This is a genomic window from Pseudomonas sp. S2_E01 (genome assembly GCF_054668365.1).
This window is the reverse complement of the sequence record NZ_CP162762.1, coordinates 1,267,422-1,280,677: the sequence shown is the minus strand read 5'-3', so window position 1 is coordinate 1,280,677 and position 13,256 is coordinate 1,267,422. Positions and strand designations below refer to the sequence as shown.

Here is a 13,256-nt window from a genome sequence, read left to right as displayed (position 1 = left end):
GGCGGACAGCGCATGGTAACCAGCCGCCGGCCCGCTCGCCACCGATGACGGCCGTCTGACAATCCGACTGAATTTTCCGCAACAGCGGCGATCCCTCTATTACCACAGGGAGGAATACGGGCTTTATGAACAACGCAAAACTTTTCGTCATTGAATACACCCTTCATGGGGCCCCCAAGTCATTCATCATCCGCCAGGAAAAGATGGATAACGCCGAGGCCTGGCATTGGGCGAGCTGCGACGCCGGCGTGGGTCGAATCCCGCGTTTTGGCCGGGAAAAAGTGCAAAAGACCAGTAAACCGATGGCGGAAAAATTCGGCGTGGAGAACGTCACGTGGCGCCCGGCAAGTTGATCGGATTCATTGGGGAGATTGGCAGATGAACACTAAGCAACCCACCAGCACGGCGCATATCGACTACGGCCTGGACACGCTGTTCGGCCGTATCACCAAAAGCGCGGAATGCCAGGTCGGCCTGGAGCAGATCGAGGATGACCCGAGCCGTTTTGCCCTGCGCGTGCACGCCCCACTGCCGGAGGATCTGGACCAGGCGAAAACCTTATTGGTGGTCGTGCAGGGACGGCGGCTCAATGGCGTCATCCGCTGTACCCAGCGCTTCGATGATCAAAGCCTGAAACTGGAAGTGGAGCCCGAATAGGCTCCACTCTTTTCAAACACTCGCCTATCCGCCATGGGCGCACTTGCAGCCCTTGCTTGAGCACGCTTCACCGTGTTCGTGGTGCTTGGCGCACGCGTCGCAACAGTAGTGCTTGCCGTGACGGGCAATCGGATGCTCTCCCAGCTTGCAGTTGCATTTTGGGCAGTCGCAGGTACTTTCGCTATCGATCATGAGTCTGACTCCAGTGGTGTGGTCGTCCGGTCTCGCGAGTACGATCCGTCTTCCTAATGTAGGAGTCGTCTCCCCCAGCGGAGTTCAAGCGCCTCGCGTGCTGCTGCGATACATGAACACCAGCGCCAGGGCGAGCAACACCATCGCCAGGATCCGGCTGCCGGACAACTCGATCGCCGGGTTGCCCAGCCATCCGAAGTTATCGATCAACATGCCCATGCCCAGTTGCCCGACGATCACGGCCACCGTTGCCACGGCTGTACCAACCCTGGGCACCGCGCCCACCATGACCATCATGTAGATCACGCCGAACAGCGCGCCGCAGAGTTGCCATTTCGGCACATTCAGCAGACTCACAGCATGGGCAGGTTCGAAAAACAGGATCAACAATCCTGTAACCACCGCGCCGACCACGAAGGTCAGCAGGCTGCTGCGCAATACGCCGACTGTCTCGCCCAGGCGCCCATTGATGGCTGCCTGCACGCTCAACACCGCACCGGCGGCCACCACCACTCCCAACAGCACAATCAGATTCATCTTCAACCCCGAGCGATCAGAACGAGTGCAGCGACAATCAACAGCAAGGCCAGCCAGCGCTCGCCATTGACCTTCTTGCGGGTGGTGCCGAACCAGCCGAAATGGTCGATCAGCACGCTTTTGCCGACCTGCCCGGAGAGGATCGCGATCATGGTCATGGCGATGCCGATATGCGGCGTGGCCAGGGTGAGAACCACCACATACATCGGCCCGAGAAAGCCACCGATCAATTGCCAGCGTGGCAGTTCGCTGAGCGCCGGGCCTCGTTGTGGACCACTGAACAGCAAAAGCAGGAACAGAACCGCCGAGCCGACGCCAAAGATGCTCAAGGTCGCCCACAGATGCCCCACCTGCCCGCCCAACGGCCCGAGCAACCCGGCTTCAACGGACAGGCCCATGCCGGCGAGGATGACCAGGGGAAGCAGTAACAGGCGCAAGCCGGGTTGGAGTGCCGGCGTGGCGACTTCGCCGGTTTGTTCGATGGATTGCATTTACAAGGTACCTTCACAAATAAGCGGCAGATCCCCTGTAGGAGCGAGCTTGCTCGCGATGGCACAGTGTCAGTCGACATTATTGTCAACTGATACACCGCCATCGCGAGCAAGCTCGCTCCTACACGTCATCATTGAGCAGTGAATTATCCAGTGGCCAAGCTGTGCAATAAACGGGATCATCCTGACAACACTTTTGCGCATTACGCACAGCAAGGTCCACTATGCACGGCCTCAATGAACTCGGCTTCAAGGCACTCCGGCTATTTGTCGCGGTGCTGGACCATGGCAGTTTTTCCGAAGTCGCCCGTCGAGAGGGCTTGGCTCCGTCGTCGATTTCCCGGCAGATCCAGTTGATGGAACAGGCCCTGAACCAGCAATTGCTCTACCGTCACACCCGCGCGGTCACCCCTACCGAAGCCGGGCGCCTGCTCGGGCACCACGCGCGGCTGGTGCTGGTGCAATTGGAGGAAGCCGAGCAAGCGTTGCACGAACAGCGCAGCGAGCCCACTGGGCTGGTCCGTATCAACGCTCCGGTGGTGTTCGGACAACGGCACCTGACACCCTGGCTCGGGCAGTTGTGCGAGCGGTATCCGAAGCTGCAACTGGACATCCAGCAGACCGACAGCTACGTCGACCCGTTGCAGGAAGGCGCCGATCTGTTGTTTCGCATTGGCCCGCTGCACGACTCGAGCATGCAGGCGCGCATTATCGCGCCCCACCGCTTCCAGGTTGCCGCCAGCCCCGCCTACCTCGCACGCCACGGCACGCCGCAGCGCCCTGCCGACCTGGCGGCGCACCAATGCCTGGCCTACAAGGGCGTGGCCGGCCAGCAGCGCTGGTTTTTCCGCCAGGGCCACGAGGATTGGACGCCGTATTCGGTGAGAGGGCCAATCACCGGCAACCACGCCGACACGCTCACCCAGGCCGCCATACAAGGCCTGGGACTGGTGATGTTTCCGTCATGGCTGATTGGCGAAGCGGTGCGAGACGGCACGTTGGTGCCGGTCCTTGCGGACTATCAGGTATCCAACAGCCTCCAACCGCAGCAGATCGCGGTGCTTTGGCCGGGAAGCCGACGGCTGTCGGTGAAGGTGCGCACGGTCATCGACTTTTTTGTCGAGTGTTTTGGCGAGGTGCCGTATTGGGACAGGGTTTAGCTGACACCCACAGTGTGGGTGTCTCTACCCAGTGATTGCAGCCATCAAATCCTGAACTGCCCCACCAACCCGCCCAACCGCTGCCCCAGGTCCGCCAGGCTGCGGGAGGTTTGGGCGCCGAGCTGGGTTTCGTCCGCCACGTTATCCACGGCTTCGGCGATCTGATGCACGCTGCGGTTGATCTCTTCGGCCACCGCTGTCTGCTCTTCGGCGGCGCTCGCGATCTGCGCGTTCATCGAGTTGATGGTGGCGATCAATTGCGCCATGGTGTCCAGCGACGCCCCCGCCTCGTTGGCTTGCGCGGAGGTGCCGTCGCCGGCCTCGCTGGAGCGACGCATCGCTTCCACCGCTGACTGGGTGCCGGCCTGCAAGCGGTCGATCATGCCCTGGATTTCCTGGGTGCTGATCTGCGTACGACTGGCCAGCGCACGCACTTCATCGGCTACCACCGCAAAACCACGCCCTGCCTCACCAGCCCGGGCCGCTTCGATGGCGGCGTTGAGCGCCAGCAAATTGGTCTGCTCGGCAATCGAACGAATCACCCCCAGCACGCTGACAATCGACGCCACGTCTTTCTGCAAACTGTCGAGGGACACGCCGCTGCTGCGGATATCGTCGACCAGCGCGTGGATTTTTTCGATGCTGCCGGCCACCACCCGCTTGGCGGTCTGGCCTTCTTCGTCGGTCTGCTGGGCAGCCACGGCGGCGTTCTGCGCACTCTTGGCCACTTCCTGGGCGGCGGCAGACATTTCATTGATGGCGGTGGCGACCTGATCGGTCTCGTGACGCTGACGCTCCATCGCCTGATCCGAGCGATGGGCCTGGTCCGATACCTGGTGCACCAGCCCGGTCAATTGCGAGGTCATTTCGGTGATCTGGCGCACCAGGCCGTGGATCTTGTCGACAAACCGGTTGAACGAACCGGCCAGTTCACCCAGCTCATCCTGGCTGGAAATGGTAAGACGGCGGGTCAGGTCGCCCTCGCCCGCCGCGATGTCATCGAGGTTGGCTTTCATCAGGTGCAGCGGACGCAGGATGGTGTTGGCCAGCACCATGCCGGCAGCGGCGATCACCAGCAGCACGACGGCGGCGATACCGGCGATGCTCAGCAATACGCCTTCCATGCGCTCCTTGACCTTGGCTTCGACAACGGCCACCTGCGCCTCGATGCCGTCGAGGTTGACCGAGGTGCCGACCGCCATGTCCCACTTGGCCAGGTATTCGGTGTAGCCGAGTTTCGGCACCAGCACTTGGGTATTGCTGGGCAAAGGCGAGCTGTATTGCAGATAGTGGGTGCCGTCCTTGGCGACTTGAACCAGGTCGCGGTTGACGTAGACGCCGTTCGGGTCGCGGTTGTCCTTGAAACTCTTGCCCACGCCGTCGGGGCTGTTGGCTTTGAACAGGCGCACGGTGTTGGAGTCGTAGCCGAAGAAGTAGCCTTCCTTGTCGTAGCTGATGTTCGACAGCAACTTGATCACTTGCGCGCGCGCCGCGTCATCGCCAGGCGCGGCGGCGTCGTAAAGCGGCTTGATCGCGGTCATGGCCACGGCCACGTAGCTTTTGAGCGTGTCCTTGGCGTTAGTGAGCAGGCGCTCGCGGGTCTCTTCGACTTCCTTGCGCGCCTGTTCCTGCAGCACGAAAAACGTGGTCAGACTGATCACCAGCGCGAAGATCAGCACCGGGAGAACGGCGAGGGACAGGACTTTGGCCTTCAGGCTCATGCGCATGACGGTTCACTCTTTTGATTTTATTAACGTGGTCAAAGGCTATAACGGCACGTAAAAGCAAAAGTTGAGACAGGTCACTACAGTGAAACGTATGAAGGCCCTGTGGGAGCGGGCTTGCTCGCGATGGCGGAGTGTCAGTCGACACTTTCATCGACTGATGCATTGCAATCGCGAGCAAGCTCGCTCCTACAGAGGGGGCATGGCAAAATCTAAAGCACCATCGCCGCCACCCAGCCGAACGCCAGCAGTGGCAGATTGTAGTGCAGGAAGGTGGGCACCACGGTGTCCCAGATGTGGTGGTGCTGGCCGTCGATGTTCAGGCCGGACGTCGGGCCCAGTGTCGAGTCCGAGGCCGGTGAACCGGCGTCACCCAGGGCACCTGCGGTGCCGACGATGCAGACGATGGCGATCGGGCTGAAGCCCAATTGCACGCACAGCGGCACGAAGATCGCCGCGAGGATCGGCACCGTGGAAAACGACGAGCCGATGCCCATGGTCACCAGCAGGCCCACCAGCAACATCAACAGTGCGCCGATGCCCTGGCTGTGACCGATCCACGCCGCCGACGCCTCGACCAGTGTCTGCACCTGACCGGTGGCCTTCATCACTTCGGCAAACCCCGAGGCGGCGATCATGATGAAACCGATCATCGCCATCATCTTCATGCCTTCGGTGAAGAGGTCGTCGGTGTCGCGCCACTTGACGATGCCCGATACCGAGAAGATCAAAAAGCCCACCAGTGCGCCGATGATCATCGAATCCAGCAGCAACTGAATGATGAACGCCGCTGCAATGGCCACGCCGGCTACCATCAGGCTCAGCGGGTTGTACTGCACCGCCACCTGCTCGACTTGTTCGATCTTCGCGAGGTCGTAGACACGTTTCTTGCGATAGCTGATGAACGCCACGGCCAGCCCCACCAACATGCCCAGCGCCGGAATGCCCATGGCATGGGTCACGTTGATGCCGCTGATGTCGACGCCGCTGCGCGCCACGTTGGCCAGCAGGATCTCATTGAGGAAGATGTTGCCGAAACCCACGGGCAGGAACATGTAGGGCGTGATCAGGCCAAACGTCATGACGCAGGCGATCAGACGACGATCAAGCTGCAGCTTGGTCAGCACAAACAACAGGGGTGGCACCAGCAACGGAATAAAGGCGATATGTATCGGCAGAATATTCTGTGAAGCGATGGCCACGACCCACAGCAAACCAATCAACAACCACTTGACCTGTCGACCACCCGTAGCGTGCTGCCGGTCGACCATGGCCAGCGCCTTGTCCGCCAATGCATGGGCCAGGCCGGACTTGGCAATCGCCACCGCGAACGCGCCGAGCAACGCGTAGGACAATGCCACGGTGGCTCCGCCGCCCAGTCCGTTGTTGAACGCCTTCAGCGTGGCGTCGATGCCCAGGCCACCGCTCAGGCCACCCACCAACGCACCGACAATCAGCGCGATCACAACGTGCACGCGGGACAGGCTGAGTATCAGCATGACGCCGACCGCGGCAATTACAGCATTAATCATCATTACCTCAGGGCAAGCGAAAACGGTCCGGCCGGCGGTCTGCACAGGCCGCCAGCGGATTCGGGAATGGGTTTTATTAGAGGGCGGGCACTGTGCCGCAGCACCGCCACCTTGTCAAAGTGAACGCGACCACCTGAGCAGCAGCCCCCCGGGAAATTTGTTTCGCGGTATTGACGTTCGACATAAAGAAAGCGCATTCGCCGCCGTTAACCTGCAAAGACGCAGATTTTTATCGAACAAGGACATCTCCATGCTGCTCCGACACCTTTCCATTCAGTGGAAGATCACCCTCCTCGCCGGCCTGTGCCTGGCGGGTATCGTGACTTTGCTGGTCGGCCTTTCGCTGTATCGCATGGAGCACAGTTCAGCGCTGGTGAAAGCGTCGAGCATGGAAATGCTGACCGAATCGGCCCAGGCGCGCATCGAATCCCAGGGTGAAATCCAGGCGCTGCGCATTCGCCGGCAATTCATGGATGCTTATCAATATGGCCACGGCTTCTCGCGTCAGGTGCTGTTCCTGCGCGATCAGGCGGAAAAACGCTTTCTCGATGCCTTCGACCTGCGAGAGGACCTGACCCGACAGGTCAAGTCGGCGCTGCAAGCCAACCCGGAGCTGCTGGGCCTCTCGCTGGTGTTTGAACCCAATGCCCTGGACGGCAAGGACGAGCTGTTCGCCGAGCAGGCAGAGCTGGGCAGTAACGACAAGGGCCGTTTCGCGCTGTACTGGTCGCAACCGACACCTGGCAAGCTGACCTCGATGGCGCTGGCGGAAAGTGACATCGCCGACACTCGCACCGGCCCCAGCGGCGAGGCCGCCAATGCCTGGTTCACCTGCCCGCGCACCTCGCTCAAACCCTGCGTGATCGAACCGTACTTCTTTGTGATCGACGGCCAGAACGTGCTGATGACCAGCATTGTGTTCCCGCTGATGGTCAACGGAAAAGTCATCGCTTCGCTGTCCGTGGACCTCAACCTCAACAGCCTGCAGGCGGTCAGCCAGGACGTCAGTAAAAACCTGTACGACGGCCAGACCAGCGTCAGCATCATCAGCCCCGCCGGTTTGCTCGCCGGGTACAGCGCGGACGCCAGCAAACTCAGCCAGCGCCTGGACGCCGTGGACAAGAGTACCGGCGCCGAACTGACCCGCCTGCTGACGGGCAGCGGCAAAACCGCGAGCCTGCACCGCTCCGATCAGTTGAAAGTGCTGTCGCCGTTCCAGCCCATCCCGGATGGCAAGCCATGGGGCGTGCTGCTCGACGTGCCGGAAAAGGTCCTGATCGGCCCGGCCGAAGCGCTGAAAAAGCAACTCGACGAAACCAACACCACCGGCAGCCTGATCGAATTGGGCCTGGGCATTCTGGCGGCGCTGATCGGCCTGCTCCTGGTGTGGCTGATGGCGCGCAGCGTGACCCGTCCGATCCTGGGCGTGGCGCGCATGCTCGAAGACATCGCCAGCGGCGAAGGCGACCTCACCCGCCGGCTGGCCTACGACAAGCAGGACGAACTCGGCCAGTTGGCCGGTTGGTTCAACCGCTTCCTCGACAAACTGCAACCGGTGATCGCCGAGGTCAAGCGCTCGGTGCAGGACGCCCGCAGCACTGCAGATCAATCCTCCTCCATCGCCACGCAAACCAGCGCCGGCATGGAGCAGCAGTACCGCCAGGTCGATCAGGTGGCCACGGCCTCCCACGAAATGAGCGCCACCGCCCAGGACGTCGCCCGCAGCGCGGCGCAAGCGGCACAGGCGGCCCGGGAAGCGGATCAGGCGACCCGCCGTGGCTTGACGGTGATCGACCAGACCACCAGCAGCATTGAACATCTGGCCGCCGACATGAGCGCAGCCATGGTCCAGGTAGAAGGCCTGGCGGCCAATAGCGGCAAGATCGGCTCAGTGCTGGAAGTGATCCGCGCCATCGCCGAACAGACCAACCTGCTCGCCCTCAACGCCGCCATCGAAGCCGCCCGCGCCGGCGAGGCCGGACGTGGTTTTGCCGTGGTCGCCGACGAAGTGCGCAACCTCGCGCAGCGCACCCAGGAATCGGTGGAAGAAACCCGCCTGGTGATCGAGCAGTTGCAGAGCGGCACCCAGGAAGTGGTGGGGTCGATGAGCAACAGCCATCGCCAGGCCCAGGACAGCGTCGGGCAAGTCAGCCAGGCCGTCACGGCGTTGCGCCAGATCGGCGACGCGGTGACGGTGATCAGCGACATGAACCTGCAGATCGCCAGCGCCGCCGAAGAGCAAAGCGCGGTGGCGGAGGAGATCACCAGCAACGTGGCGACGATTCGCGACGTGACCGAATCGCTGTCGGGGCAAGCCAATGAATCGGCGCGGGTCAGCCAGGCGCTCAATAGCCTGGCGAATCAGCAGCAGGGGTTGATGGATCAGTTCAGGGTTTAGGACTGGACACTGATCACTGTAGGAGCGAGCTTGCTCGCGATGAGGGTGTGTCTGTCACATCGATGCCGCCTGACACAACCTCATCGCGAGCAAGCTCGCTCCTACAGTACGGACCCTTAGCCATCAAGTTCAGCGCTTGGGCAGTTCAATCACCACCTTCAACCCACCCCACTCGCTCGTCTCCAGCTGCAACACCCCGCCCCAGGTATCGACGATGTCGCGCACGATGCCCAGGCCCAGGCCATGCCCATGGGTCTGTTCATCAAGTCGCGCGCCCCGGCTGAACACTTGATCACGCCGTTCCTCGGGAATTCCGGGGCCGTCGTCTTCCACGCTCAATACAAATCCTTCAACCGCCTCGACCACACTCAAGCGCACCTCGGCATCCGCCCATTTGCAGGCGTTGTCCAGCAGATTGCCCAGCAGCTCCAGCAAATCCTCACGATCCCACGGCAAGTGCAAACCCGCAGGCGCGCTATAGCTCAGGGCGAGGTGTTCGCCGTGAATCATGTTCAGCGTGGCAAGCAAGCCAGGCAGCTCGGCATCGCAATCGAACAATGCGCCGGGCAACGCATCGCCGGACAGCCGAGCCCGGTTAAGTTCACGATTGAGGCGTTGCTGCACCTGTTCCAGTTGCTCGGTGAGCACTTTGCGCAACTGCGGGTGACCCTCGAGTTTTTCGCTGGAGGCCACGCTGAGCAGCACCGCCAGCGGGGTTTTCAAGGCGTGACCGAGGTTGCCCAGGGCATTGCGCGAGCGCTTGAGGCTGTCTTCGGTGTGGGCGAGCAAATGGTTGATTTGCGCCACCAGCGGCTCAAGCTCCACCGGCACCTGCTCATCCAGTTGCGAACGCTGCCCCTGTTGCAACTGGGCAATCTGCTCCCGTGCCCGCTCCAGGGGCCGCAAGGCACGGCGCACGGTGACGCGTTGCAAGATCAGAATCAGCAACAGTGCCAGCAGGCCAAGGCCCAGCCCGACCCGTTGCATCAGTCTGAAACTGTCGCGCACCGGCGTGTAATCCTGGGCGACGCTGATGGAGATCGACTGGCCAAGACGGCGGTAGTCCGAGCGCAGCACCAACAGTTGCTGGCCTTCCGGCCCCAGTTGCAGATTGCTGTGCAGGCCCGGGTTGTCCAGGCGCGGCAGTTCCTGATCCCACAACGAGCGCGATCGCCAATGGCTGTCGGCAAAATCGATGCGAAAGTAATGCCCGGAAAACGGTCGCTGGTAAGCCGGCGACAACCGTCGTTCATCCAGTTGCAAGCCTTGCGGCCCGCGCACCAGGGCGACCAGCAGGTTTTCGCTGTCGTTACGCAGCCCGGCTTCGAGGTAGCGCTGCAAACCGACTTCGAACAGCCACAGGCTGGTTTGCGCCAACACCAGGCCGACAATCACCAGCACACTGACCAGGCCCAGGCTCAAGCGGCGCTGGATCGACCTCACTGCGCTTGACCGCCAAACAGATAGCCCTGGCCGCGTCGGGTTTCGATGACGCTGCGTCCCAACTTGCGCCGCAGGTGATTGACGTGCACTTCGAGCACGTTGGAATCGCGCTCCGTTTCGCCGTCGTAGAGATGTTCGGCGAGATGGCTCTTGGACAGGATCTGTTCGGGGTGCAGCATGAAGTAACGCAGCAGGCGGAACTCAGCGGCAGTCAGTTGAATGTCGGCACCGTCGCGGGTCACGCACTGGCGGCCTTCATCCAGATGCAGACCTGCGGACTGCAAGGTCGGCTGATTGACCTGGCCATGGGATCGGCGCAACAACGCCTGGATGCGCAGGTGCAGCTCTTCCGGATGAAAGGGTTTGCTCATGTAGTCGTCGGCACCGGCCTTGAGACCTTCGATCCGCTCGGCCCAGGAACCGCGAGCAGTCAGGATCAACACAGGCGTGGCCAGCCCACCCGCGCGCCATTGCGCCAGCACCTCGAGTCCCGGTACGCCGGGCAAGCCGAGGTCGAGGATGATCAGGTCATAGGGTTCGCTGCTGCCCTGATACACCGCATCCCGACCATCGGCCAGCCAGTCAACGGCATAACCCTGCCGGTTGAGGCCGGCCAGCAACTCGTCGGCCAGCGGCACGTGGTCTTCCACCAAAAGCAAACGCATCGGTCAATCTTCCTCGTCTTTGAGCAACTCGCCCGTGCTGGCATTCACGTCCAGTTCACGCACGACGCCTTCGGTGGTCAACAGCTCGACTTCATAAATATAGACGTCGTGTTTCTCTTCAAGCTCGGCCTCAAGCAGCTTCGACCCCGGATACCGGTCCATGGCCTGTTGCAACAAGTGCTCGAGCGGCAAAATCACGCCCTGTTGACGCAGGCGCAAGGCCTCGTCCTGATCGAGGTCACGGGCCAGCACCACTGAACAGAACGTCAGCAGCACCAGCGCCATGCGTGAAACTGAACACACCTTCATTACGTATCCTGATGATCCTTGAGCACCTGGCCGCTCACCGCGTCTAATTCCAGGTCCCATTCAATGCCCTGTGGGTCGCGCAGCTCCACCTGATAGATGTACTTGCCGTACTCTTCTTCCAGCTCGGTTTCGGTGATGGTCGAGCCGGGGTGCTTGGCCAATGCCGTGGCGTTGAGCTTCTCGAAAGATACGATAGTACCAGCGTCGCGCAGTCGCAGGGCTTCGTCCGGGCCAAGGTCGCGGGCGTGGGCGGTGCTCGCGCCCAGGCCGATGAGTGCGGCGGTGAACAGGGCAGTCAGGATTTTCATGGGTGTCTCCGTATTCTTTTAATGGTGCGTACCCGGCTACCTTAACGAGGCGAACTTAATTGAAACTGAATGGCCATCATTGCCGGTCCCTGCATTCTCTCCTGTGGGAGCGGCGGTACTCCCCCAGAACCCCATCAAGCCTATAATCCTCCGCCAGCCCAACCCCGAGCCGCCCATGACCGCCATCCACATCAAGTTTCCCTCCCTCACCCTCAAGGCCGGCCCTCGCGCATTGGCGCGCATCCGTGAAAATGGCTTGAGCGCGGCTGACGTCGGCACCTTGCCGGGGGCGGCCGGAGGGCCGAAGGCGCTGGGAATCCAGGGCCTGGACCTGGCATTGTTCGGTGAATGGCTGCCCGCCGCGCCGCGCGAACGCTCGCTGATCGGTGCTTCCGTCGGCTCCTGGCGCTTCGCCAGCGCCTGCTTGCCGGACGCCGCCGAAGGCATCCGTCGCCTGGGCCGGTTGTACACCGAGCAGAATTTCAACAAGGGCGTGACCATGGCGCAGATCAGCCAGAGCTCGCGACAAATGCTCGATGACCTGCTGGACGGGCGCGACGCGACGATCCTGGACAACGCCCATTACCGCCTGAATATCATGGTTGTCAAAAGCCACGGCCTGCTCGCCGACGATCATCGCGGGCGCCTGGGTCTGGGGCTCTCCTCGGTCATCGCCGACAACCTGCGCGGGCGCGCACGGTTGTCGCGGCACTTCGAACGGCTGATCCTCCACGACCCGCGCCTGGCACCGCCGGTGAACGCGCTGAACGATTTCCCCTCGCGCTTCGTCGCACTGAACACCGCCAACCTGCGCCAGGCCCTGCTGGCCTCCGGCTCCATTCCGATGGTCATGCAGGGCGTGCGCGATTTGCCTGGCGCAGGTGCCGGAACCTTCCGCGATGGCGGCCTGCTGGATTATCACCTCGACCTGCCCTACAGCGGCGACGACATCGTGCTCTACCCGCATTTCACCGACCGGATCATCCCCGGCTGGTTCGACAAAACCCTGCCCTGGCGCCGCGCCTGCCCGGCCCGCCTGCAAAACGCGCTGCTACTCGCGCCGTCCAGGGAATACCTGGCACGCCTGCCCTTCGGCAAACTGCCGGACCGCAACGACTTCAAGCGCTTCATGGGTGACGCGCCGAGCCGACAGAAATACTGGCGCGCGGCAATGGACGAAAGCCGGCGCATGGGCGACGAATTCCTTGAACTGGCCGCCAACGGTCGCTTGGGCGAACGCTTGCTGACCCTTTAGTCAGGACAAGCTGGTAAACTCGCCGCCTGCCCAAATCGCCCCGGCGATCGCCACCTGACAGAGCTGAAAACACTGTGGAAATCTTCAAGGAATTTACGTTCGAATCCGCCCACCGCCTGCCCCACGTGCCGGAAGGCCACAAGTGCGGCCGCCTGCACGGCCACTCCTTCAAAGTGGCGATCCACCTGAGCGGCGACCTCGATCCCCACACCGGCTGGATTCGCGACTTCTCCGAGATCAAGGCGATCTTCAAGCCGCTGTACGAACGCCTGGACCACAACTATTTGAACGACATTCCGGGGTTGGAAAATCCGACCAGTGAAGTGTTGGCCAAGTGGATCTGGGGTGAGTTGAAGCCGCTATTGCCGGAGTTGAGTGCGATTCGGATTCATGAGACGTGTACGAGTGGGTGTATTTATCGCGGGGAATGAAAACGCATTATAAAAAGCCAGCGGATATGCTGGCTTTTTTGTGTTCGTTATTTTCACTTAAATTTTGCACTTATATGTCTTTCAATCAAATTATGTTGGCACACGCGAATGAATCCAAATCCTTCTAATGTGTTCCAGCATATTTTTATTTCTG

The 13,256-nt window shown here is 61.5% G+C and carries 14 protein-coding genes and 3 pseudogenes; 7 read left to right on the top strand and 10 right to left on the bottom strand.

Annotation, left to right across the window (positions count from 1 at the left end):
• The first annotated feature begins 125 nt into the window (after positions 1 to 125).
• Positions 126 to 353: a DUF6555 family protein gene (locus tag AB4O36_RS05795; RefSeq protein ID WP_460122383.1), complete on the top strand. Its 228-nt coding sequence runs from the start codon at positions 126 to 128 to the stop codon at positions 351 to 353.
• 25 nt (positions 354 to 378) lie between these two features.
• Positions 379 to 657, top strand: coding sequence for a hypothetical protein (locus tag AB4O36_RS05790; protein ID WP_460141220.1), 279 nt, complete (start codon positions 379 to 381; stop codon positions 655 to 657).
• A 24-nt stretch (positions 658 to 681) separates the two neighbouring features.
• On the opposite strand, the gene AB4O36_RS05785 is transcribed toward AB4O36_RS05790, so the two are convergent.
• From AB4O36_RS05785 to AB4O36_RS05775, 3 genes are all read right to left on the bottom strand, one after another.
• Positions 682 to 849 carry a metallothionein gene (locus AB4O36_RS05785; protein ID WP_460122379.1) on the bottom strand — a complete coding sequence of 56 codons (168 nt, stop codon included), beginning with the start codon at positions 847 to 849 and terminating at the stop codon, positions 682 to 684.
• Positions 850 to 933: 84 nt separating this feature from the next.
• Positions 934 to 1,386 (bottom strand): DMT family transporter, encoded by a 453-nt coding sequence (locus tag AB4O36_RS05780; RefSeq protein ID WP_460122377.1) that lies wholly within the window; start codon positions 1,384 to 1,386, stop codon positions 934 to 936.
• A 2-nt stretch (positions 1,387 to 1,388) separates the two neighbouring features.
• Positions 1,389 to 1,877, bottom strand: coding sequence for a DMT family transporter (locus AB4O36_RS05775; protein ID WP_460122375.1), 489 nt, complete (start codon positions 1,875 to 1,877; stop codon positions 1,389 to 1,391).
• A 224-nt stretch (positions 1,878 to 2,101) separates the two neighbouring features.
• Here AB4O36_RS05775 and AB4O36_RS05770 point away from each other — a divergent pair, with 224 nt between their 5' ends.
• Positions 2,102 to 3,037: a LysR family transcriptional regulator gene (locus AB4O36_RS05770; RefSeq protein WP_460141219.1), complete on the top strand. Its 936-nt coding sequence runs from the start codon at positions 2,102 to 2,104 to the stop codon at positions 3,035 to 3,037.
• Positions 3,038 to 3,081: 44 nt separating this feature from the next.
• On the opposite strand, the pseudogene AB4O36_RS05765 reads toward AB4O36_RS05770, so the two are convergent.
• From AB4O36_RS05765 to AB4O36_RS05755, 3 genes and pseudogenes are all read right to left on the bottom strand, one after another.
• Positions 3,082 to 3,672 (bottom strand): annotated as a pseudogene (locus AB4O36_RS05765) (methyl-accepting chemotaxis protein); the annotation flags it as partial.
• 315 nt (positions 3,673 to 3,987) lie between these two features.
• Positions 3,988 to 4,758 (bottom strand): annotated as a pseudogene (locus tag AB4O36_RS05760) (cache domain-containing protein); the annotation flags it as partial.
• A 215-nt stretch (positions 4,759 to 4,973) separates the two neighbouring features.
• A complete protein-coding gene (locus tag AB4O36_RS05755) occupies positions 4,974 to 6,290 on the bottom strand; it encodes a Na+/H+ antiporter family protein (RefSeq protein ID WP_460142115.1) in 1,317 nt (438 codons plus the stop codon).
• Between AB4O36_RS05755 and AB4O36_RS05750 the strand changes: the two are divergent.
• Both AB4O36_RS05750 and AB4O36_RS05745 read left to right on the top strand, forming a co-directional pair.
• Positions 6,172 to 7,833: pseudogene (locus AB4O36_RS05750) on the top strand (methyl-accepting chemotaxis protein); the annotation flags it as partial. The gene AB4O36_RS05755 and the pseudogene AB4O36_RS05750 overlap by 119 nt on opposite strands.
• Positions 7,834 to 7,935: 102 nt before the next feature.
• Entirely contained in the window at positions 7,936 to 8,691 is a 756-nt protein-coding gene (locus tag AB4O36_RS05745; protein ID WP_460142114.1) for a methyl-accepting chemotaxis protein, read from the top strand.
• A gap of 129 nt (positions 8,692 to 8,820) precedes the next feature.
• On the opposite strand, the gene AB4O36_RS05740 is transcribed toward AB4O36_RS05745, so the two are convergent.
• From AB4O36_RS05740 to AB4O36_RS05725, 4 genes are read right to left on the bottom strand one after another with little or no spacing between them, the layout of a single operon-like run.
• Positions 8,821 to 10,134: a sensor histidine kinase gene (locus AB4O36_RS05740; protein ID WP_460141218.1), complete on the bottom strand. Its 1,314-nt coding sequence runs from the start codon at positions 10,132 to 10,134 to the stop codon at positions 8,821 to 8,823.
• Positions 10,131 to 10,799 carry a response regulator transcription factor gene (locus AB4O36_RS05735; RefSeq protein WP_460122367.1) on the bottom strand — a complete coding sequence of 223 codons (669 nt, stop codon included), beginning with the start codon at positions 10,797 to 10,799 and terminating at the stop codon, positions 10,131 to 10,133. Before AB4O36_RS05735 ends, AB4O36_RS05740 begins: the two co-directional genes overlap by 4 nt.
• Before the next feature lie 3 nt (positions 10,800 to 10,802).
• A complete protein-coding gene (locus AB4O36_RS05730) occupies positions 10,803 to 11,108 on the bottom strand; it encodes a PepSY domain-containing protein (RefSeq protein WP_460122365.1) in 306 nt (101 codons plus the stop codon).
• Entirely contained in the window at positions 11,108 to 11,416 is a 309-nt protein-coding gene (locus AB4O36_RS05725; RefSeq protein ID WP_460141217.1) for a PepSY domain-containing protein, read from the bottom strand. Before AB4O36_RS05725 ends, AB4O36_RS05730 begins: the two co-directional genes overlap by 1 nt.
• A 175-nt stretch (positions 11,417 to 11,591) precedes the next feature.
• Here AB4O36_RS05725 and AB4O36_RS05720 point away from each other — a divergent pair, with 175 nt between their 5' ends.
• Entirely contained in the window at positions 11,592 to 12,671 is a 1,080-nt protein-coding gene (locus tag AB4O36_RS05720; RefSeq protein ID WP_460141216.1) for a patatin-like phospholipase family protein, read from the top strand.
• 74 nt (positions 12,672 to 12,745) lie between these two features.
• Positions 12,746 to 13,102, top strand: a complete 357-nt coding sequence (gene queD, locus AB4O36_RS05715; protein ID WP_017339724.1) for a 6-carboxytetrahydropterin synthase QueD — start codon at positions 12,746 to 12,748, stop codon at positions 13,100 to 13,102.
• The last annotated feature ends 154 nt before the right edge of the window (positions 13,103 to 13,256 follow it).